Source organism: Streptomyces sp. Tue6028, assembly GCF_002300165.1.
GTDB lineage: Bacteria > Actinomycetota > Actinomycetes > Streptomycetales > Streptomycetaceae > Streptomyces > Streptomyces siamensis.
In genome coordinates this window covers 103,937-125,428 of the sequence record NZ_MLCE01000014.1, presented here as the reverse complement: position 1 = coordinate 125,428, position 21,492 = coordinate 103,937, and the positions used below count along the sequence as shown (strand labels likewise).

At 72.5% G+C, this 21,492-nt stretch carries 19 protein-coding genes; 1 reads left to right on the top strand and 18 read right to left on the bottom strand.

All coding sequences use genetic code 11. From position 1 onward, the window contains the following. Window positions 1–10: 10 nt before the first annotated feature. The 12 genes from BKI49_RS12980 to BKI49_RS12925 form a co-directional block, all read right to left on the bottom strand. Complete coding sequence (locus BKI49_RS12980; protein WP_095934392.1) at window positions 11–1,021, bottom strand: glutamate ABC transporter substrate-binding protein; 1,011 nt, start codon at window positions 1,019–1,021, stop codon at window positions 11–13. Between the two features lie 14 nt (window positions 1,022–1,035). Then, a complete protein-coding gene (locus BKI49_RS12975) occupies window positions 1,036–2,499 on the bottom strand; it encodes a hypothetical protein (RefSeq protein ID WP_373557544.1) in 1,464 nt (487 codons plus the stop codon). A 255-nt stretch (window positions 2,500–2,754) separates the two neighbouring features. Next, the gene (locus tag BKI49_RS12970; protein ID WP_257004755.1) at window positions 2,755–3,267 is read right to left on the bottom strand and encodes a hypothetical protein; all 513 of its coding nucleotides are present in this window, start codon (window positions 3,265–3,267) and stop codon (window positions 2,755–2,757) included. Beyond that, a complete protein-coding gene (locus tag BKI49_RS12965; protein ID WP_095934391.1) occupies window positions 3,264–3,773 on the bottom strand; it encodes an RNA polymerase sigma factor in 510 nt (169 codons plus the stop codon). Before BKI49_RS12965 ends, BKI49_RS12970 begins: the two co-directional genes overlap by 4 nt. Continuing rightward, window positions 3,754–4,227: a DUF3995 domain-containing protein gene (locus BKI49_RS12960; protein ID WP_095934390.1), complete on the bottom strand. Its 474-nt coding sequence runs from the start codon at window positions 4,225–4,227 to the stop codon at window positions 3,754–3,756. The genes BKI49_RS12965 and BKI49_RS12960 overlap by 20 nt, the downstream gene beginning before the upstream one ends. Window positions 4,228–4,338: 111 nt before the next feature. Beyond that, the gene (locus tag BKI49_RS12955; RefSeq protein ID WP_095934473.1) at window positions 4,339–5,385 is read right to left on the bottom strand and encodes an N-acetylglucosamine kinase; all 1,047 of its coding nucleotides are present in this window, start codon (window positions 5,383–5,385) and stop codon (window positions 4,339–4,341) included. Continuing rightward, window positions 5,382–6,647 carry a 6-phospho-beta-glucosidase gene (locus BKI49_RS12950; protein ID WP_095934389.1) on the bottom strand — a complete coding sequence of 422 codons (1,266 nt, stop codon included), beginning with the start codon at window positions 6,645–6,647 and terminating at the stop codon, window positions 5,382–5,384. The genes BKI49_RS12955 and BKI49_RS12950 overlap by 4 nt, the downstream gene beginning before the upstream one ends. 7 nt (window positions 6,648–6,654) lie before the next feature. Beyond that, on the bottom strand, window positions 6,655–7,548 hold the full coding sequence (locus BKI49_RS12945; RefSeq protein WP_095934388.1) for a carbohydrate ABC transporter permease: 894 nt from the start codon (window positions 7,546–7,548) through the stop codon (window positions 6,655–6,657). Between the two features lie 2 nt (window positions 7,549–7,550). Continuing rightward, a complete protein-coding gene (locus BKI49_RS12940) occupies window positions 7,551–8,492 on the bottom strand; it encodes a carbohydrate ABC transporter permease (RefSeq protein WP_095934387.1) in 942 nt (313 codons plus the stop codon). 7 nt (window positions 8,493–8,499) lie between these two features. Further along, on the bottom strand, window positions 8,500–9,837 hold the full coding sequence (locus tag BKI49_RS12935) for an ABC transporter substrate-binding protein (protein WP_095934386.1): 1,338 nt from the start codon (window positions 9,835–9,837) through the stop codon (window positions 8,500–8,502). A gap of 59 nt (window positions 9,838–9,896) precedes the next feature. Continuing rightward, window positions 9,897–11,108: an ROK family transcriptional regulator gene (locus BKI49_RS12930; protein WP_095934385.1), complete on the bottom strand. Its 1,212-nt coding sequence runs from the start codon at window positions 11,106–11,108 to the stop codon at window positions 9,897–9,899. A 230-nt stretch (window positions 11,109–11,338) separates the two neighbouring features. Then, window positions 11,339–12,451: a mechanosensitive ion channel family protein gene (locus tag BKI49_RS12925; protein ID WP_095934384.1), complete on the bottom strand. Its 1,113-nt coding sequence runs from the start codon at window positions 12,449–12,451 to the stop codon at window positions 11,339–11,341. Window positions 12,452–12,723: 272 nt separating this feature from the next. On the opposite strand from BKI49_RS12925, the gene BKI49_RS12920 reads away from it, so the two are divergent. Further along, on the top strand, window positions 12,724–13,260 hold the full coding sequence (locus BKI49_RS12920) for an HNH endonuclease (RefSeq protein ID WP_028802683.1): 537 nt from the start codon (window positions 12,724–12,726) through the stop codon (window positions 13,258–13,260). Between the two features lie 52 nt (window positions 13,261–13,312). Here the strand turns inward: BKI49_RS12920 and BKI49_RS12915 are convergent, their stop codons facing one another. From BKI49_RS12915 to BKI49_RS12890, 6 genes are all read right to left on the bottom strand, one after another. Further along, complete coding sequence (locus tag BKI49_RS12915) at window positions 13,313–13,939, bottom strand: hypothetical protein (protein ID WP_095934383.1); 627 nt, start codon at window positions 13,937–13,939, stop codon at window positions 13,313–13,315. A 20-nt stretch (window positions 13,940–13,959) separates the two neighbouring features. Continuing rightward, entirely contained in the window at window positions 13,960–15,147 is a 1,188-nt protein-coding gene (locus tag BKI49_RS12910) for a hypothetical protein (protein WP_257004754.1), read from the bottom strand. A gap of 356 nt (window positions 15,148–15,503) precedes the next feature. After that, on the bottom strand, window positions 15,504–16,298 hold the full coding sequence (locus BKI49_RS12905) for an ABC transporter ATP-binding protein (protein ID WP_257004772.1): 795 nt from the start codon (window positions 16,296–16,298) through the stop codon (window positions 15,504–15,506). Window positions 16,299–16,363: 65 nt separating this feature from the next. Beyond that, entirely contained in the window at window positions 16,364–17,305 is a 942-nt protein-coding gene (locus BKI49_RS12900) for a zf-HC2 domain-containing protein (protein ID WP_095934382.1), read from the bottom strand. Continuing rightward, window positions 17,302–17,904: an RNA polymerase sigma factor gene (locus BKI49_RS12895; protein WP_095934470.1), complete on the bottom strand. Its 603-nt coding sequence runs from the start codon at window positions 17,902–17,904 to the stop codon at window positions 17,302–17,304. Before BKI49_RS12895 ends, BKI49_RS12900 begins: the two co-directional genes overlap by 4 nt. A gap of 51 nt (window positions 17,905–17,955) precedes the next feature. Further along, window positions 17,956–21,222, bottom strand: coding sequence for a glycoside hydrolase family 84 protein (locus tag BKI49_RS12890; RefSeq protein ID WP_257004753.1), 3,267 nt, complete (start codon window positions 21,220–21,222; stop codon window positions 17,956–17,958). Window positions 21,223–21,492: the final 270 nt, after the last annotated feature.

Genomic DNA, 21,492 nt, shown 5'->3' with positions numbered 1-21,492 from the left:
ATCAGGTCGGTTACTTGTACTTCGCCGCGGGCGGGTCCGCCGACAGCGAGTCCTCGCCCAGGGTGGCGGACAGCCACTTGTCGTACGAGGCGCGCCAGCCGCTCTTGCGGTAGTCCACGAGGACCTGGTTGACCCGGCGTACCAGATCGTCCGCGCCCAGTTTCATCGCCACGCCGTAGTACTCCGTCGTGAACGTGTCGCCCTTCAGCACGACCGTCGGGTCCTGCGCGGCCTGGCTCGCGGCGAGCGCGCCGTCGGTCACCACGGCGTCGACCTCGCCCAGTTGGAGCCGCACCAGGCAGTCGAGCTGGTTGGGGACCGTGGTGGAGATGTCGGCGGAGGAGACGAGCTCGCCCGCCTTCTTGTCCGCGTCCAGCTTGTCGTAGGCCGTGGAGCCCGCGGCCGTGCAGATCCGCTGGTGCGCCAGCGTCTTGCCGTACCCCTTGATGGGGGAGGTCCGCGGGGCGAGGACCTGCTGGCCGGTCTTGAAGTAGGGGGCGGAGAAGGCGACCTGGTCCAGGCGCTCGCAGTTGATCGTCATGGTGCGGACCACCATGTCGACCTGGCCGCTCTGGATCGCCGGGATGCGCTGGTTGGTGGGGATGGCGTGGAACCGGATCGCCTTCTCGTCACCGAGGATCTCGCGCGCGATGCGGCGCGCGAGGTCGATGTCGAAGCCCTCCAGGTCGCTGCCGCCGTGGTTCGGGTTGCGGTAGCCCCAGCGGTAGCTGTTCTGGTCGACGCCCACCGACAGATAGCCGCGCTTCTTGATGGCGGTGATGGTGTCGCCGCTCTCGTCGCCGGACGGGGCGAGGCTCCGGTCCTGCGGGTCGGTGCACTCCTCGGCCCTCGCCTGGGTGCCCTCGGCCACGCCCCGGCTGCCGATTCCCGTGCTGCCGTCCCCACGGCTGCCGCTCAGGGGCAGCAGCAGGGCGAAGACCACGGCGAGCGCGCAGGCGACGGCCATCGCGCCCACGCCGCCCCAGCCCTTCAGGCTCGCCCTCAGGCGTCGTGCCGTCATTGCCGCTCCCCCTCTCACCGGTACTCCGAAAGCCTGCGCCCGATACCGAGCACGGCGCCCGCAGCGGCCAGCACCGCGAGGACCGCCGCGCCGACCGGCAGACCGGTCATCGCGTCCAGGCCGTCGCCCGCCGCCTGCTTGAACTCGGCCTGCTCGTGGTCGAGCGCCTTCTCCAGGTTCTTGTCCACGCCGTCGAAGCACTCGCCGGTCGGCTTGACCTTGTCGGAGCCGATCACCAGGTCCAGGGCGCCCTGGTAGTCGCCGCCGTTGTCGGCCTCGCGGGCATCGGCGTGGCGGGACTTCCACACCTTCATGTTGGCGGTCGCCGCCTTGACGGGCGTCTCGCCCGCCGCGTCGTCGGAGAGCTCCGCGGCCTTCGCCAGGCCCTTGGTGAGCGTCTTCATGTCCTGCTGGAAGTCGTAGTCGTACAGGTCGACGGTCGTCTTGCCGTCGGCCAGCGTCTTGGTCTCCGCGCCGCGGCTGACCAGGGTCAGGTTCTCGTTGCCCCGGGCCTTGAGGGAGGCGATCCGGGCGTCGTGCAGCACGTTCAGCGAGCGGACTCCGTGGTCGTACGACTCAGCGAGGCCGGCCCGCGCGACGCTGTGCCCGACCACCAGCCAGAGCAGCACGACCGCCGCGGCGGCGGAGGCGGCGACCATGCCCTGGTTCAGCACACGGTTCGTCCGGCGGTAGTTGCGCCGCTGCGCCCACACGAGACCGCCGAGCGCGAGCACGCCGAGGCCGATCGCGGCCCACGGGTACGGCTTCGCGTCCGCGTAGTCGGAACCGAGCCGCTGGTTCTCCCGCTTGTAGAGGTCCTCGGCGGCGGGCAGCATCTCGTGCTGCATCTTGTCGTTCGCGTAGCGCAGGTACGCGCCGCCCAGCGGGTAGCCCTGGCGGTTGTTGGCACGCGCCCGCTCGATCAGGCCCTTGTACTCGGGCAGCAGACGGTTCAGCTTGGTGATGGTCCTCGCCGAGGGGGAGCCCGGCTTCGAGCTGTTGGCCGCCGTGATCAGCTTGGCGGCCGCCGTCCTGATGTCCAGCTCGTACCGGTCGCGGGAGGCCTTCGTCTCCTGGCCGCCGGCCAGGAAGCCGCTGGAGGCCGCCGTGTTCGCGTCCGCCAGCGAGCGGTAGATGTCGGCGGCGCTCGCGCTCAGCGGCTGGCTGCTGTGCAGCACGTCGTCCGCCGCCGCCGCACGCTCCGTCATCTGCCAGGCGGTGACCGCGCCGAACGCGACGACCAGCAGCGCGATCAGCGCGCCGATGATCCGCAGCCGGCCCGGCTCGGTCGTGGCGGCGGCGCTCAGACGGTCGACGCCCTCCGCCCAGGCCGTGCGCCGGGCGGGGGCCTCGGGGTCCGTCCGCGGGCCGGCGGGGCCGCCCCGCGGGCCGGGAGGCCCGGGCTGCGGCGGGACCGCGGGCATCGTGGGCGTGGCCCGCCCCGGTGGTGCCGTGCTGCCCTTCGGCGGCTGTGTCACTTGACCTCCCCCATGGTCATCCGTTCCGTCACCGTCGTCCCGTGCGCCGGTGGTACGGAGCGCGGACGAAGGTGCACGGCCGCAAGTATCCCCGCCGTGGCTGACATCCGCACAGGCCTTGACTGGATCTTGTTCGGATTGCCCCGCGGCCTCCGTACGACAGCGGGCCGTTCGGGCGGCAGCGCAGCGCGAAACCCCCGCACCACCCCCCTTCCCATGAATACGCGATCCGGATCTGTTCGGTTCCCGTTCGTGTCAGAGCAGACCGGTGAGCCGCCGCAGGCTGCGCTCCCCCTCGCGTCGCACGCCGAGCGGCACCAGCGCCGCGCGTCCCGGCACGCGCACGCCTCCGGTGAAGGCCACCCGGGTCCCGGTGCCCTCGGGCGACGCCGCGACACCGATCAGCAGGAAACGGCTCTGCAGCCAGCACCAGCCGGGCCGTTGCTCCCCGCGCAGCCCGGCCCGCATCCCGTACCTGCTGCGGGCCAGCGCCTCCACGCGCGGTCCGTCTCGCCGCACGACGCGCAGCCGTCGCATGTCGGGGACGATCCGCCCGAAGTCGCCCTCCAGGTCGTCGAGCAGCGCCCACACGCGGTCGTACGGGGCCGGCACGAAGCCCTCGGTGACATGTGCGCCCCGGACACCGACGGCGAGGACCCGCAGCCGCCGCACCGGGTCGAGGTCGGCGACCGGCCATCCACCGGCCGTCCCGAAGGGGCGCGCCACGTGTCCGGGCGCCCCGGGTTCGGTCCTGTCGGGTTCCGTCATGAGCTCCACGCCTTCCGGAAGGTGTCGCGCGCCCGGTGCAGCCGGGACTTGACCGTGCCGACGCGGATGCCGAGCAGGTCGGCCGCGGCCCGCTCGTCCAGGCCCTCCACGTCGCGCAGGACGAGCACGGCCCGGTGCTCCGGGGACAGGCGGTCCAGCACGTCCCTGATGTCGGCGCCGAGTTGGGGGTCTCCGCGGGCCGGGAGGGTGCTCAGATCGGCCGGCAGCGTGCGGCCGGCCCGCCCGGCGAGCCGGACCGCCTCGCGCACCGCGATGGCGCGGACCCAGCCGCGCAGCGCGGCCGGCTCCCGCAGGGAGCGCAGCGAACGGAAGACCGCGACGAGGGCCTCCTGCGCGGCGTCCGGACCCTGGTCGAGTGCGATGGGACCGCAGATACGGGCCACGTAGGGGGCGAGTTCGTCGAGCAGCCCGGCCATGGCGAGGGTGTCGCCGCGCTGCGCGGCACGCACCAGGCGGGCCGTTTCGTCATCGGACACGTACGGCATCTTCCCCGCGCGCGGCGAACCCGGAGACAGCGGGGCGCCGGTGCCGGGCGACGTGCAGGGCGGCGACGCACAGCAGGGCGCACAACGGGGTGTAGAGCGTGAGGTTGAGCCGGTGGAACACCGTCGAGGTGTCCTGGGCGAAGACCCAGTAGACGCCGGCGAGAGCGCGCAGCGACAGTCCGGCCGCCACGGCGAAGGTGCCCAGCCGCAGCAGGCGGCCGGGCCGTACGGACTGGGCGACGACGATGCCGCTCGCCGTCAGCAGCAGCGCGGCGAGCGGCAGGAGGACGGGCGGCGTGAACGGTGCCTCGACGCCCAGGACGGCGTGCGACAGGCTCTTCTCGTCGGCGGCGGGCCAGGTGGAGCCGGTCGCCCAGAAGAGGTGGAGCAGGGCGTCCGCGGTGAGCACCGTGGCGAGCGGTGCGGCGGCTCGTCGTGCCGTGCGGTCGGACATGAGGCCTCCTGCGGTAGGGATCGACACCCACCAGAGGCGCCGTCCGCGCCGTTCGTTCCCTCGGTTGTGCGGGAATTCCCGGCGCGGACCGTCCGACGGCCCGAGGCGGCCTCAGGCCTCCTCGTAGTGCGCCCGCACGCGCGCGTGCACCGCGTCCGGGGCGTCGACGTGGTCGAGGCCCAGGAGTGCCGCGCCGAGCACCGGGCTGCTGGTGACCACGCGGGGTACCGCCTTGGGGGCGCGGGCGGCGAGGAGTTCGCGTACGCGGTCGTCGAGCTGGGGGTGGCGTGCCGCGAGGACGGACCCGCCGAGCAGGACCGGGGTCTCCTCGGCGAGCAGGTCGAGACGGGTCAGCGCGACCGTGGCCATCGCCACCACCTCGTTCGCGAGCCGGTCGACGAGGGAGCGGGCCACCGCGTCGCCGTCCCCCGCGGTGGCGAACAGCACGGGTGTCAGCTCGTGCCGCCGGGCCGTGTCGACGTCCCCCAGATGGAGGGCCTCGATGAGCGCGTACATGGAGGTGAGCCCGAAGTGCGCGGGCAGGGTCCGGGCCAGGGCCGTGGGGCCGCCGCGCCCGTCCTCGGCGCGCGCCGCGTACCACAGGGCCTCCTCCGCCAGGCCCCAACCGCCGCCCCAGTCACCGGAGATACGACCTATCGCGGGGAAGCGGGCGGTGCGGCCGTCGGGCCGCATGCCGACGCAGTTGATGCCGGCCCCGCACACGACGGCCACACCGCGCGGCTCGGCGATCCCGGCGCGCAGGATCGCGAAGGTGTCGTTGCGCACCTCCACGCTCGGCCCCCACGCGCGCGCGTGCAGCGCGGCGGCCAGCTGCTCCTCCTCCACGGGGAGGTCCGCGTTGGCGAGACACGCGGACACGTGCGAGGCGGAGGTCACGCCGGCTTCGGCGAAGGCCCTCCGTACCGCCTCGCCGACGGTGTCCACGGCGGTGTCGACCCCCACGGCCGGCGGGCGGAAGCCGCCGCCGCGCGCGGTGCCGGCGACCTCGCCGTCGGCGGTGATCACGGCGACGTCGGTCTTGCTGTTCCCCGCGTCGATGGCCAGGACCAGCGCCGTGTCCCGGGAGGCCGGGGCGGGCGCGGGGTGCGCGGGGCCGGTCCCGGCGGCCGTCCCGGCGCCCGGACCCGATGACGTCATGCCCACGCGAGGTGCTCCCGGTTGTGCGCGATCAGCTGGTCGGTGAGGGTGTCGGCGTACGCGTACTGGCCGATCAGGGGATGGGCGAGCAGAGCCCGGAAGACGCGGTCGCGGCCACCGCGCAGGGCGGCCTCCAGCGCCAGGTCCTCGTACGCGGTCACGTTCGCCATCAGGCCCGCGTACAGCGGGTCCACGGCAGGCACGGGCAGCGGTGCGGGCCCGTGGGACCCGATGGCGGCCTGCACCTCGATGACGGCGTCGTCGGGCAGGAAGGGGAGCGTGCCCTTGTTGTACGTGTTCACGACCTGGTACGGGCTGCCCCCGCCGCCGAGCAGGGCGGCCGCGAGGTCCACGGCCGCCTCGGAGTAGTAGGCCCCGCCGCGCCTGGCGAGCAGCTCGGGCTTCTCGTCGAGCGCCGGGTCGCCGTACATCTCCAGCAACTGCTTCTCCATCGCCGCGACTTCGGCGGCCCGGGACGGCTTGGTCCGCAGATCGCGCACGACCTCGTCGTGCGCGTAGTAGTAGCGCAGGTAGTAGGAGGGGACGACGCCGAGGCGGTCGACGAGGGTGCGCGGCAGGCGCAGGTCGTCGGCGACGGCGTCGCCGTGCTCGGCGAGCAGCTTGGGCAGCACGTTCTCGCCCTCGGGGCCGCCGAGGCGTACGCCGGTCTCCCAGGTGAGGTGGTTGAGGCCGACGTGGTCGAGGTGCACGTCGGCGGGGGCGACGCCGAGCAGCGCGGCGAACTTCCGCTGGAAGCCGATGGCCACGTTGCACAGTCCGACGGTCCGGTGGCCGGCCTGGAGGAGGGCGCGGGTGACGATGCCCACGGGGTTGGTGAAGTCGATGATCCAGGCGTCCGGGTTGGTGCGGCGGACACGCTCGGCGATGTCGAGCACCACCGGGACCGTGCGCAACGCCTTCGCCAGGCCGCCCGCGCCGGTGGTCTCCTGCCCGATGCAGCCGCACTCCAGCGGCCAGGTCTCGTCCTGTTCGCGGGCCGCCTGGCCGCCGACGCGCAGTTGCAGCAGGACGGCGTCGGCGCCCTCGACTCCGGCGTCCAGGTCGGACGTGGTGACGATCCGTCCGGGATGCCCCTGCTTCGCGAAGATCCGCCGGGCGAGGCCGCCCACCAGTTCCAGGCGTTCGGCGGCGGGGTCGACGAGGACCAGTTCCTCGACGGGCAGGGTGTCCCTGAGCCGCGCGAACCCGTCGACGAGTTCGGGGGTGTAGGTCGATCCCCCGCCGACCACGGTGAGTTTCATGTGTGGTTCAACCCTTCACTCCGGTGAGCGTGACACCCTCGACGAACGCCTTCTGTGCGAAGAAGAACACGAGGATCACAGGGGCCATGACCAGCACGGTAGCGGCCATGGTGAGGTTCCAGTCGGTGTGGTGCGCGCCCTTGAACGACTCCAGTCCGTAACTGAGGGTCCAGGCGCCCGGGTTCTCCGACGCGTAGATCTGGGGCCCGAAGTAGTCGTTCCAGGCGTAGAAGAACTGGAAGAGCGCGACGGCGGCGATGCCCGGCCTGGCCATCGGCAGGACGACGCGCAGCAGGGTCCGCAGCTCCCCGCAGCCGTCCACCCTCGCCGCGTCCACGTACTCGTTCGGGATGGTCATCAGGAACTGGCGCAGCAGGAAGATGGAGAACGCGTCGCCGAAGGCCATCGGGATGATCAGCGGCCACAGGGTGCCGGACAGGTCCAGCTGCTTCGCCCAGAAGAGGTACATCGGGATGACGACGACCTGCGGCGGCAGCATCATCATCGAGATCACCAGCATCAGCGACAGGTTCCGGCCGCGGAAGCGGAACTTGGCGAGCGCGTACGCCACGGGGATGGACGACACGACCGTGAGGACGGTGCCGGCACCGGCGTACAGCAGGGTGTTCTTCCACCAGGTCAGGAAGCCGGGCGTGTCGAAGACCTTCTTGTAGTTGCCCCACTCCCAGGTGTGCGGGATCAGGTCGCGGCTGAGGGCCTGGGTGTCGCTCATCAGCGAGGTCAGGAACACGAACACGAAGGGCAGGACGAAGAAGAGGGCTGCGGCGATGCCCAGCGCGTGGACCGCGACCCACTCCAGAAGGGCCCGGCGGCGGGCGGTGCGCTCGGCGGGCGAGGAGGGTGCCTTCAGTCCCACCGGCTTGTCGAGTACTTGGGTCATGGTCAGTCACCTGCCTGGATGAGGCCGCCCCGGCGCCGCATCAGGAACGCGGTGAACACCATGGACAGGGCGAACAGCACGAGCGCGACCACACAGGCGGAGCCGTAGTCGAAGCGCTGGAAGCCGAGGTTGTAGACGAGCTGCGGCAGGGTGAGCGTCGACTTGTCGGGGTAGCCGGGCTCGAACTGCGTGCCGGCGCCCTGGATGACGCCCGAGGCGACCTTCCCGGCGATCAGCGGCTGCGTGTAGTACTGCATGGTCTGGATGACCCCGGTGACCACGGCGAACATCACGATCGGCGAGATGTTCGGCAGCGTGACGTACCGGAACCGCTGCCACGCGGAGGCGCCGTCCAGCTGGGCGGCCTCGTACTGCTCGGTCGGTACGTCGAGCAGCGCGGCCATGAAGATGACCATCAGGTCGCCGATGCCCCACAGGGCCAGCAGGGTCAGGGCGGGCTTCGACCACGTCGGGTCGTTGAACCAGCCGGGGGCAGGGATGCCCGCCTTCTCCAGGATCGAGTTGACCGGTCCCGTACCGGGGTTGAGGAGGAAGGCGAAGGCCATGGTGGCGGCGACGGGCGGTGCCAGGTAGGGCAGGTAGAAGAGGGTACGGAAGACCCCCGTACCCGTCTTGATCTTCGTGATCAGCAGACCGACCCCGAGTCCGAACACGACCCGCAGGCTGACCATCACGACGACCAGCCACAGGGTGTTGCGCAACGCGGGCCAGAACAGCGGGTAGTTCTCGAAGACGTACGTCCAGTTCTTCGTGCCGCTCCACGTCGGCGGCTTGAAGCCGTCGTAGTGCATGAAGGAGAAGTAGACGGTCGAGATCAGCGGGTAGGCGAAGAAGACCGCGAAGCCGATCAGCCAGGGCGACATGAAGGCGAGGGTCCGAAGCGCCGAACGACGGCGCTTCGAAGCCAGCGTGACGGTGCTCATCCCGGGCCTACTTCGCCTGCGCGATGTCCGTGTCGATCTGCTTGGCGGTGCTCTCCAGACCCGCCTTCAGATCCTTGGCCTTGCCGCTCTCGTAGTCGTACCCGAACTGCTGGAGCGTCACGAGGTAGGTGCCGCCGTTGATGGAGGCGGGCGTCGTCGTCGAGTTCGGGTCGGACGCGATGTCCAGGAAGGTCTTGAAGCGCGGGTCGTACTTCAGCTTCGGGGACTTGAGCGCGGCGAGCGTGGACGGGACGTTGTGGATGTCGTTGGCGAAGCCGACCACCGCGTCGGTGTTCGTGGTCATGTATTCGACCAGTTCCCAGGCCGCGTTCTGCTTCTTGCTGGTGGACGCGATGCCCGCGATGGTGCCGGTGATGTAGCCCTTGCCGTACTGGTCGGCCTGGTCGTCGGGCACGGGCAGCGGTGCCACGCCGATCTCGAAGCCGGGCTTGGCGTCCTCGGCCATGCCGAGGCGCCACTCGCCGTCCAGCTGCATGGCGACCTGGCCGGTGTGGAAGGGGTGCTTGGGGCCCCACTCGTCGCCGAGCTTGGAGCGGTACCGCTCCAGCTTCTGGAAGCCGCCGAGCTCGTCGACGAGCTTCTTCTGGAGGGTGAACCCGGCGGTGAAAGCGGGGTCCTTGGCGATGTTCGACTTGCCGTTGCTGTCGAAGTACGTCGGCGAGAACTGCCCGAAGTAGTGCTCGGTGGTGGACTCCCAGCCGTGGTAGTTCGGCATGAAGCCGAGCTGCTCGTAGGAGTCGCCCTTGGAGACGGTGAGCTTCTTGGCGTCCTTCTCGAACTCGGACCAGGTCTTCGGCGGACCGTCGATCCCGGCCTTCTCGAAGGCGGTCTTGTTGTAGTAGAGCCCGTACGCGTCACCGAGCAGCGGCACCGTGCAGCGGTTGCCGTCGAACTGGGTGTACTCGTTCATCGCCTTCGGGAACGTCGTCTCCGGGTCGATGCCCGACTTCTTGAAGAAGGGGTTCAGGTCGACGAAGGCGCCCGACGAGCAGAACTTGCCGACGTTGTTGGTGGTGAAGGACGAGACGACGTCGGGCGCCTTGTCGCCGCCGGCCCGCAGCGCCTGGTTGATCTTGTCGTCCGTCATGTTGCCGACGATGTTCACGTGGATGTTGGGGTGCGCCTTCTCGAAGCCCGCGACCAGCGACTTCACGGCCTTGACCTCGCCCGGCGCGCTCCACGCGTGCCAGAAGTTGATCGTCTGTTCCTTGGACGCGTCGTCGTCGGCGCCGGAGCCGGACTGGCCGGTACAGGCGGTGGTGAGGAGGGCTATGGAGGCGGAGGCGGCGAGCGCGACGACCGCTTTCCTGGACATTCCGGGCATGACGGGGTCTCCCTAGGCAGGGCGGGGCGGTGAAGGGGGTGAGAGGGTGCGGGAACCGGCTAGCGGGAGGTGTCGAAGACCTCGTCGCGGGTGGCCGCCAGGGCGCTTTCCAACGCGCCCCGGAGCACGGGGTGTTCGTGTACGTCGCCGACGACGAGGCGCGGCCGGGACGCGGCCAGCTCCTCCAGCTCGGCCTGGACCAGGGTGCGCAGTGGCTCGCCGCCCGCGGTGAGCGAGGTGCCGCTGAGGACCACGAGCTCGGGATCGAGCACCGAGACGAGCGAGGCGAGACCCGTGGCGAGCCCCGTCGCGTACGTCTCCAGCAGCCGCCGGTACGGCCCCTCGTCGAGGGCGGCGGCCCGCTCGACGACGGCGGCGGCGACCTCGGCGTACGGACCGGCGGGTACGTCCTTGATGCCGAGCTCGCGCGCCAGCTTGGGGATGGCCTGCGAACCGGCCAGCTCCTGGTAACCGCCGCTGTTGGCCTTGGTCACCTGGCGGACCAGGGGCGCGCCCGGCACCGGCAGGAAGCCGACCTCGCCCGCGCCGCCGGTCCAGCCGCGGTGCAGCCGGCCACCCAGGACGAGTGCGGCGCCGAGACCGCCCTCGTTCCACAGCAGGACGAAGTCGTCGTGGCCGCGGGCCGCGCCCAGCCGCTGTTCGGCGATGGCCACGAGATTGACGTCGTTCTCGTACTCGACGGGCATCGGCAGCGCGGCCGCCAGTTCGTCGAGCAGGCTGGGGGAGTGCCAGCCGGGCAGGTGCGAGGCGTAGCGCAGCCGGCCGGTGTTCGGGTCGAAGGCGCCGGGGGTGCCGATGACGAGCCGGCGGACGTCGTCGCGGGCGAGCCCGGCCGCCTTCACCGCGCCGTCGAGGGCGTCGGTGACCTGGCGGACGACCGGCTGGGAGGGGTGCCGGCCGGGGGTGGGCAGTTCGTACTCGCCGACCGTGCGGCCGGTGATGTCGGCGACGGCGGCGAGGATGCGCTCGGGGGTGACGTCCAGGCCCGCGGCGTGGCCCGCGCCCGGATTGACCACGTACAGCTGGGCGTTGGGGCCGGGGCGGCCCTCGCTGGTGCCGGTGGCGAGGACGAGGCCCGCCGCCTCCAGACGGGCGAGGAGCTGCGACGCGGTGGGCTTGGACAGCCCGGTGAGCTTCCCGATCCTGGTCCGCGACAGCGGTCCGTGCGCGAGGAGCAGGTCGAGGGCGGCGCGGTCGTTCATGGCGCGCAGGACGCGCGGGGTGCCCGGCGTACCGGCGGATCCTGCCATCGGGGTCGACACCTGCCTTTCTCGACTGCCCAGCTTCCCAGTGACCGGACGGGGGAGTCCACGGGGGGTCCGCGTGAGGTCGCGAGGTCCACCCCAAGATCACTGTTAGGAAAGTTTCCTGTTCGGTGGGAGGAACGTAGGCCGGGGGCCGAGGGGGCGTCAATAGAAACCGCCCCCGAGGCAACAGACTCGTTACCTGCGGGGGCGGTGTGCCTACCTGCGGGGCCGTGCTACCTCGCCGGGCCGGGCGGGGTGCCCTGCGCGACGGCCGGCGCGGGGATCGGCGCGACCGCGGCGGTCTGCGGCGACGCGGGGTTGGCGAGGGCCGAGGGTGCCGCGACGTTCTCCGTCGGGTCGGGCGCCTCCTCCTCGGGCACCGCGGTCGGGCCGCCGACGATGCGGATGTCCGCGGCGTCGAAGGCCCGCTTGATGCGCCAGCGCAGCTCGCGCTCCACGGACAGCGCCTTGCCGGGCATGGTCTTGGCCGAGACGCGGACGACCATCGAGTCGAGCAGCACACTGTCCAGGCCGAGCACCTCGACGGGGCCCCACAGCTGCTCGTTCCACGGCTCGGCCTTGCTCATGGACTCGGCGACCTCGGTGAGCACGGACCGGACCTCGTCCAGGTCCTCCGAGGCGCGCACCGTGACGTCGACGCCGGCCGTGGCCCAGCCCTGGGAGAGGTTGCCGATGCGCTTGACCTCGCCGTTGCGGACGTACCAGATCTCGCCGTTGTCGCCGCGCAGCTTGGTGACGCGCAGGCCCACCTCGATGACCTCGCCGGAGGCGACGCCCGCGTCGATCGTGTCGCCGACGCCGTACTGGTCCTCCAGGATCATGAAGACGCCGGAGAGGAAGTCGGTGACCAGGTTGCGGGCGCCGAAACCGATCGCCACACCGGCCACACCCGCGGAGGCGAGCAGCGGGGCCAGATTGATCTCGAACGTGCCGAGGATCATCAGCGCGGCGGTGCCCATGATCAGGAACGACGCCACCGAGCGCAGGACCGAGCCGATGGCCTGCGAGCGCTGCCGGCGGCGCTCCACGTTCACCAGCAGGCCGCCCAGCGAGGTGCCGTCGACCGCCTGCGCCGTGCGGTTCATACGGTCGATGAGCTTGGTGATCGCCCGCCGGACGGCCACTCTCAGTACGGCCGCGATCACCAGGATCAGCAGGACCCGCAGTCCGATGGCGAGCCAGGTGGACCAGTTCTGCTGGACCCAGCTCGCGGCGTTGGTCGCACTTTCCTGGGCGTCCTGAAGCGTGGCGGTCGTCGGGTCCGTCGACGTCGAGGGGGACGGCGACGGCGTCGAACCGACGGCCAGTAGGACGGGCAGGGACACGGCAGGTACCTCCAGGCGTAGCGGTCCGCCCGCGGCAGGGGACACAAGAAGGGCACCGTCGGGCAGACCCACCACACTAACGGGGCATCGTGTGTGGATCGTTGCAATGTTCGAGGGAGAGACCGTGCTCACCTGGGGATGAAGGGGGTGTGGTCGAAAACACTCCCAGCCCGTTACCGGGACATGGTGGCGCTTCCACCAGGCATGAGGGGAGACTGACTGCAGATCGTCCCGGCGCGAGCCACGCGCCGCCGGCGTACAAGGAGGCATCCGTGCCGCATGTCCTGGTCCTCAACGCGTCGTACGAGCCCCTCGGCGTCGTACCGCTCCGCCGCGCGCTCGTCCTCGTCCTCGAGAACAAGGCTGTCTGTCTCGAGGAATCCGGCGCCTTCATGCACAGCGCAACCGTTACTGTCCCCGCACCCAGCGTGGTCCGGCTGAAGAGGTTCGTGCGGGTCCCTTACCGGGGGCCCGTTCCGCTGACCAGGCGAGCGCTGTTCGCCCGCGACGGCGGCCGGTGCATGTACTGCGGTGGCGTCGCAACCAGCGTCGACCACGTCATCCCGCGCAGTCGCGGGGGTCAGCACGTCTGGGACAACGTGGTGGCGTCGTGCCGCCGCTGCAACCACGTCAAGGCCGACCGCCACCTGGTCGAGATCGGCTGGCGCCTGCGCCACAAACCCGCCCCGCCGACGGGGCTCGCGTGGCGCATCATCGGAACGGGGCATAGGGACCCGCGCTGGCTGCCATACCTGCAGCCGTACGGCGCGGACGACGCGATGGCCCGGATCGACGGCATTTCCGCCTGACGATCCGGGCTTTTGCATACCCGGTCCCGCTTCCGGCCCGTGAGACCCCGCGTCAGGCGCGGGGTCCTTCGGGACGGACACCGCGCGCTGCGCAGAGTGCCGTGCCGAGCACGAAGAGTCCGAGGCCGACGGCCCAGGCGCCGCGCTGTGGACCCGGTTGCAGGGACCAGGCCAGAACTGTCGCATTGCTCACACGGGACGAGGCGCCCGAGAGGTACACGGCGCTGAAGTAGAGCGTCGTGGGCATCCAGCTCAGCCGGGCGCCCAGCAGCACTGCCGCGGCGGCCGTGATGCCGACGGCCCCCAGCGTGTTGCGGACCATCGCCGCCGCGCCGAACTCCTGGGAGAGCCCCGGCACGGCGAGGGCCGACAGCGCCGCCGCGAGCGCGGCCAGGACCAGCAAATGGGCCAGGCGCCGCGGCCACCACGGGCGTACGGCGGTGTCGTCCAGGTCGCGCGTGTACGTGTGGAGGCTCACGCCGATCGCCGACGAGGTCAGCAGCGGGGCGAGTGAGATCAACGGCATTCTGCGATACGGGTCGAGGTACGCGTCCGGACGGCCCGCCACCCACAGGGTGAGGAGTGCGGCACAGACCAGGGCCGCCACGGTCGCGGGGATGCCCCGGGAGCGTGCATAGAGGGCGAAGGGGGTGAGCCCGCGTCCGGGTGCCGCGTTCACGGTGACTCTCCGTATGACATTCACAGGGACGGGACCTCGCTCGGCTTCGGGTCGCACTGCGTGGCCGTCGCGAAGTAGCCACTGAGCCAGGTGCGGCGTTCGCCGTCGGTCATGGCGGTGAGGTGCGCGTACGCCTCGTCCTGGGCGCGGAACCTTGCGAGTTCCTCCGTGTCACCGTGCTGCCGGGCCTGCGCCACGTATTCCTCGCGGATTCCCTCGGACACGGAATCCGGGGCCAGCCAGCGCAGTACGGCCTCGTCGGTGACCTGGATCCGCTCGGACGGCAGCTCCCCGCAGTCCTGGCGGACCAGCGCCTGGACGGCCTCCCACGCGTACCGCTCCGGATCGGTCACCTTGCCGCGGACGGCATTCCAGCCGAACGGGGTGAGTATCGGCAGCTGTGCCTCGTCCTGGCGTGGAGATCGACCGGCGTCCTCGAAGCGGACCGGCAAGTTCTGCACCCCCTTCAGCCGGCCGGTGAGATCGGACAGCGCGTGGGTCACCTCCGGCAGCAGACCTGGATGGGTGGCGTTGACACAGACGCGCGGGGTCGTCGAGTCGTCGCACACCTGCCGGTGGATGAGCGGGTTGTCGCGCAGCAGGCCGTCGCCCGTCCGGACGAGGAGAACGGCGGCGACGAGAGCGACCGCGAGCGGCAGCAGCGCGCCGGCACGGCGGTACGCGGCCTGGGCCAGCACCGCGGCGGCGGCGAGCCCGACCACCCACGCGGCTGACAAAGCCGGATACCACCAGACAGCGAGCTTTGCGTCACCGAGGAAGCCGACCGGGGCGAACGTGAGGTAGCGGAGGTCGGACCGGTGGTTGGTGGTGATGCCGGCGACGACGTAGCCGCAGACCGCCAGCACGGGAGCGGTCAGCCGGAAGGGGGCCACCCGCCCTGCCGTGTGACCGAGGACCGCGCAGGCGGCGAGCGACAGGGCCGTCCCGGCGTGGACGAGCGGCATCGGGCCGCCCGCCGAGGCGTACGGAGCGCAGGCGAGCAGCGCTCCTGCGGTCGCCGTCAGGTAGGCCGCAGCCAGCCAGCAGGCGAGGGGCAGCGCGGCCGTCAGGAGCTGGACGAGTGGCGTACGGACGGTCGAGGCGCGCAGCTCCGTCATCCGCAGTCTGCACTCCCGGCCGCCCTGCCAGGCGCCCGCGGCGAGCGCGAACGGAGCGCCGATGATGCCGGCCGCGGTGCTCAGCTTCATGGTGGTCGTGCCCCAGCTCCCCTGCCACTGGGCCGACGAGGCGGCGAGAACCCAGGCGAGGGCGAGGAGCAGCCCCGCGCCTGCCCAGGGGGCGAAGCCACGCAGGGACTCGACACGGAGGGGGTGGGGAGCGGACCGGGGGCGAGGTCCGGGGGCAGGCGGATCCGGGCGGCGCGTGGTCTGCTGACGGCCTGCGCCGGGCTGATGGATTCGCGCGGCCGTCGGATGGCCGCCCTGGAGCTGCCGGTCCGACGGAGGTGTGTCGTCGGGCCCGGTCCGCCGACTCGTGCGTCGGCCTCCGCCGGCCGGGGCGTGCGTGCCTCCCGGGCCGTCGCCGTCGGGCTGGATGCGTACGTTCATCGGCCGGCCCCCGCAGCCCTCGCCGCGCGGTGGGCGCGCAAGGCCGCCGTGTAACCGCGCTCGGTGGCGTTGCCGTCGGACTCGTGACCGTTCGCGCCGAGGGCCGCGAGCGAGCGGGGCGTGCCGCGGTAGGCGACCTGACCGGCCTCGATGAGGGTCACGTCCGTGCAGGCCGCGGCAACGTCCTCCACCAGGTGGGTGGAGACGAGCACGGTCGAGGTGCTGCCCAACTCCCGCAGCAGCGCACGGAACTCAACGCGCTGTTCCGGGTCGAGGCCCGCGGTGGGCTCGTCGAGGAGCAGGACGCGGGGGTCGTTCACGATGGCCTGGGCGATGCCGACGCGGCGGATCATGCCGCCGGACAGGGTCTTGACCTTCGCGTCGATACGGTCGGCGAGGCCGACCCGGGCCACGGCCCGTTCGACCGCGGCCGGGGCGCTCGCGGCCGACAGCTCCTTCAGCCACCCCACGTAGGCGACGAACTCCCGCACTGTGAAGCCCGGGTAGTACCCGAAGTCCTGTGGTAGGTAGCCGAGTTCCCGGCGGACCGCGCTGCGCTCCCGGTGGCCGTGGAGGTCGCTGCCGAGCATCTCCACCTGGCCCGCGGTGGGCTTCGCGACCGTGGCGAGGACACGGATGAGTGAGGTCTTGCCGGCGCCGTTGGGGCCGAGCAGACCGTGGACGCCGGGGCCGAAGTCCAGGTCGACGGCGTCCAGGGCGGTGGTCCTGCGGTGCCGGACGGTCAGCCCGGACACCCGTATGGCGGTGGTCCGCAGACCGCCGCCGTCCATGGCCGTGGCTGTCCCGGGAAGGTCATCGCCGCTCATGGCCGGCATGCCGGTCGCGCGGGGGATGTTCACATCGTCTCCAGACGGTCGTATGCGCTGCGGCGCGCGGCAAGGAGGAGGGCGCAGAGCGCGGCCGCTGCCGCCCAGCCCCCCTGGGGCGAGGCGCCGGTGAAGTAGAGGGAGAGCTGCTGCGTGAGCCGGGCCGTCAGGCCGGAGCCGGTGGCCGAGAGGACGGGGGCCGCGAGCGCGAGCAGCCAGCCTCCGCCGACCACCGCCGTCGCGGTGCGGCAACCCACGTACCCGGACAGCACGAGGGTGGCCAGCGTCAGGGCCAGCCCGGGCAGCAGCCAGGTGGCCGACGCCGGAGCGGCGGGCAGGCGGGAGCCGGGGGGCGGGAGCAACAGCCCCGCCGCCGTCAGCAACGGCAGACTCACCGCCAGCACGGCGGACGTGCGCATCAGCAGGAGGCGCAGCCCGCCGGAGGGAGAGGCCGCGACGATCTCGTGCAGCGGATCCGCATGCCGCCCGTAGGAGAGGGCGACCCCCGCCACGGGCACGAGCGGTGCGACAGCCAGCAGGAACGGCCGCGCGCTCGCCGACCCGCCCCCGTACGCGAGTGCGACCGCCCCCACGGCCACCAACACCACGGCCACGGACCAGGGTCCACGCAAGGCGGGCCCGGCCGCCCAGGCGATCCGCGCGAGCCGCCCCCCGACGGCCCGTGCGCCCCTCGATACTGCCGGCGCGGAGGCGGAGGCCGGGACCTGGGTGGTCGCGGGGGCCGCGGTGCGCGCGGTGGTCGGTGCCGGTTCGCGTACCGCGTTCAGAACCGCGTCCCGCACCTCCGCCAGCATCACCCCGGCCGCTCCCGCGCGGGCCGCGTGCGAGACCCGCACGGCGCACGGCCCGCAGTTCTCCAGGTGTGTCTCCAGGGACCAGGCGTCCGCCTCCGCAAGGGAGCCGTCCGCGTAGCGGGTGACGAGGTCGTCGGGGGCGTGCCAGCCGGTCATGCCGGGCCTCCCAGCGGGGACGGGGCCAGGGACGGATTCAGGCGGGAACTCAGGGGTGGGTTCAGCTGGGCGAGGGCGGCGCGGAGTTCGGTGCGGGCGCGCATGGCACGGGTCTTCACCGTTCCTTCCGGGATACCGAGGAGACGGGCGGTCTCCCGCGTGGTCAGCCCGTCGACGACGGTGGCCCGCAGCACCTCGCGCAGTTCCGGGGAGATCCGGTCCAGGGCCGTGCCCACGTCCCCGTACTCCAGGCCCGCCAGCACGCGCTCCTCGGCGGAGGGGGCCGGCGCCGGCGCCGTGTACTCCACACGCTCCGCCCGCTCCTGCATCCGTCGCGCGTCCACCAGACGGCGCGCCGCGATGGTCCACAGCCAGCCGCCCACCTCCGCGCCGCGGTGCGTGCCGGCCGACCGCCACACGGCCACGAAGGTGTCCTGCAACACCTCGCGCACCACCTCGGGATCGGCGCACCGTCGGGTCAGCCGCGTGTGCAGCCACCCGGCATGCCGGTCGTACAGCGCGGCCATCGCCGCCGAGTCCCCGTCCGACACGGCCCGCAGCAGCGCTGTGTCCGTGTCGTCCTCCCGGTGGCCCCCCATGGGGCGGAACAGTCTCACACCCCGTCTATCGCCCGCCTCGGGGCCATCGGTTCATTCCCCGGCGGTCTTCTCCGCGACCTCGAAGGCCTCCACCGACCACAGCGAGTAGCCGTACCGCGTCGCCCTCTTGAGCCCCTGGACGCGCACGTACCGGACATCGCGTTCGTCGAAGCGGACCGACTCGCGCCCGCCCCTGCCGTCCCGCACCGTCGCCGCCGTGCGCCAGGTGCGCCCGTCGGCGGAGACCTGGACCCGGTACTCCGACGGGTGGGCGTCCTGCCAGTGCAGCGCGACCTGGCCGAGGTGCGCCGGTTCGGCGAGTTGTACCTGCCACCAGGCGCCGTCCTCCACGGGCGACGACCAACGCGTCGCCGGGTCGCCGTCGTTCGCCGCCGCGGCGGGGAAATCGGGCGTCTCGTCGCCGGAGGAGGACGCCGTGCCGGTCCGGGCCAGGTCGGGGCCCGCCGTGCGGGGGAAGGCACGCACCGTCAGGGTGCGGGTCTGCGCGCCGAAGGCGACGGTGACGGTGTAGGAGCCGGCCGGTGTCCCCGGCGGCACGGAGACCTCGACGGGGACGTCCACTGCCGTTCCGCGCGGGAGGGCGGCGGGTGCCCGCGGGACCTCGGCCCGGATGCCCTTCGGCGCCTTCGCGGTCAGTTCGCCGTGCACGTCGGCCGGGCGCAGCGACGTCAGCCGGGCCGTCACCCGGCCCGTGCCGCCGATCTCCACATCGGTCTCGGAACGCGCCAGTTCCAGCGCGGCGGCCGGGGAGTCGGCGAACCACGGCACGAGATGGCGCACCTGGGAGGGCCGGGGGCCGGTCACACGGACGGCGTCGGCGCGCAGCCCCGCCGCCGTCGCCCCGCCGTCCCCGGCCTTCTCGCCCGTGTCCTCCCCGCCCGTGTCCTTCCCGCCCGTGTCCTCCCCGGCCGGGACCTCCGTCGCACCTCCGGCCGCGAGGGGGCCGAGCCGTCGCCAGCCCTCGCCCGGCACGTGCGCCTCGACGGAGCCGGCCGTGCCGGGCTCGGTGAGGACGCTCACGGCGGTGAGGGTGCGGGCGCTCGGGAAGCGGACGGTGCGGCCGTCCGTGGCCGCGCCGTGCTCCGCGGCCGGTTCGTGGCCGAGGCCCGCCCACGACCCGTACGCCGACACCGCCTTCTTCAGGAACGCGTCCAGCACTCCCTTGCCGACCGTCACCTCGCTCGCGGCGATCCCGGCACGCAGCCGGCCCAGGGTGCGGTACGCCGTCCAGGCCGCCGTCGCGTCGCCGTCCGCCTGGGCGCGCAGCATGTCGACCGCGGTATCGCCGGCCTCCCCGTAGCGCGCCAACTGCTCCGCCCAGGGCGCCACTTCGACATCGAGGGTGCTGTCGGACAGCCGCTCGGGGGTCTCGCGCATCACGGTGAACGCGGCACGCAGCCGACGTGCGGCCGTCTCGTTCGCCGTCCGGTCCGTGCTCGTCCGCGCCTGCCAGAACGCCTCGATCAGCGGGCGCAGATACGCCGACTCCTCGCCGCCGAGGACGGAGGACGCGTCGTTGCCGGCGAGGGCGTGCAGCGCCTCCCCGCGGCCCGGGTCCCCGTCCGCCAGGTCGTCCACCGCCGCCCTCCAGGACTCCTGGGGGCGGTAGTCCCGGGGGTTCCACGCGTAGTCGGCGGCGGTGAACAGCGGGATGCGCGAGGCCACGGCCTGCGGCATCGCGTTCGCCAGCAGCGCCGCCGAGCCGGTCGCGACCGCGGGCTCGCGTCCCTGGTACGGCCCCAGGAAGATCCGGTCCTGCGCGTAGTCGTTGACCGGGTAGTTGTCCATGGTGACGAGCCGGTGGCCGCCGAACGCGTCCCGGGCGCGCGCCAGTTCGGCCCCGGTGATCGTCCTCGGCACGACGCCGACGCCGGTCCAGGCGATCTCGATCCCCTCGTCCAGGGCGCTCGCCAGGTCCCGGCGGTAGTCGGTCGAGCCGTCCTCGTAGTACTCCGTCGGCATCAGGGACAGGGCGGTGGTGTCCGGACGGCGCTCGGCGAGATACCGGGCGACCGTGTTCGCCACCCGGGCTTGCGCCTTCGCGGCCGCCTCCGGGCCGGATCCGAAGGCCTGGGCGTCCGCGCCGCAGTGCCACTCGCTGTAACTGACGTCCTGGAACTGGAGCTGGAAGGACCGGAACCCGAGCGCCCACATGGCGTCGAGCTTGCGTGTCAGGGCCTTCACGTCGGCGTCCGACGAGAAGCACATCGCCTGGCCGGGGGCCACCGCCCACGTCAGGGTGACGTGGTTGCGGAGCGCCCGGTCGGTCAGCTCCCGGAAGTCCGAGCGTTGCGCGGCCGGGTACGGCTCCCGCCAGCGGGCCTGCCGGTAGAGGTCGTCGCCAGGGGCGTACACATAGCGGTTCTGCTTGGTGCGGCCCATGAAGTCCAGCTGGGAGAGGCGCTGTTCACGGGTCCACGGGGTGCCGTAGAAGCCCTCGGTGGTGCCGCGTACGGGTGTGCCGGGCCAGTCGCGGACGACGACGCCCTTGATCCGCCCGTCGGAGCCGACGAGCTGACGCAGCGTCTGCACCGCGTGGAAGAGACCGTCCTCGCCCACTCCGGCCAGGACCACCGTGTCCCGGCCGTCCGTGCGGCCGACGGCCAGCCGGTAGCCCCCGGCGGGCAGGTCGGCACGGGGGGCGGCGCCGAGAGCCGTGAGGACCCGCTCCAGGGAGCTCACACCGGCACGCGCGCCAAGACCGTGCGCTCCTTCGGAGGCCCTGCTTCCGGCGTGCCCACCGAAGGAGTGGCGGGTGGTCGGGGCCGACGGGGAGTGCGAGGAGCCGGTGACCTTCGTGCTCATGCCGCCGCGCGCGGTGGGCGTGCCCGTCGCGCCGCCGGTGCCCGTCGCGCCCCGTACGCCGGACCGGGGCGCGGCTGCCGGGTCCTCGCCGAGGCGTACCACCAGCGCACCCGCCGGGAGCGCGTCCCCGTCGCGCACCGTGGTGATCTTCCGCGCGCCGGCCTGGCGCAACAGCGCGCGCAATGCGTCGAGGGCGTACGGATCGGTCGTCGCGCCAGGCGCGTACGGACCCGACCCGGCCGTGGGCCCGGATGCGCCCGGTGCTTCGGTGACCAGGACGACCTCGTCGGTGACCGTGACCGCGGCGCTGCCCGCGCGCAGCGACTGGGGGCGCGGCCAGACCGCGGGCAGACCGCCCCCGGTGGGCTCGGGTTCGTCCGCGGAGGGCAGCGGTGACACAGGCGCGGCGACGGCGGCGGGCGCCGATCCCAGTGCGCCCGCGACGACGGCGAACGCGAGCGCGGCCGCCCCTTTCCCACGCCGGAGCTGCACGCTCCCCCTCCTCGTGGCCCGGCTCCCCGGCAGCCTGTGCCCGGTTCCCCGACAGCCCTGTCGCTGAGGCGTCGAGCCCACCATTCGTGTGGTGAGGGTGTCAATGAGTGTGGTTGAAGTGCGAGGATTGCCCGGATCTGGAGTCGCGCCACGGAGACGGAATGTGACCAGGAGCACGTTGTCCGCCCTTGTACGTCTGCCATCGCGTCCGCTGGGTAGGGCTGCGTTGACCGCCAGGGCCGGAGCGCGCGGCACGACTCCGCGGGAACC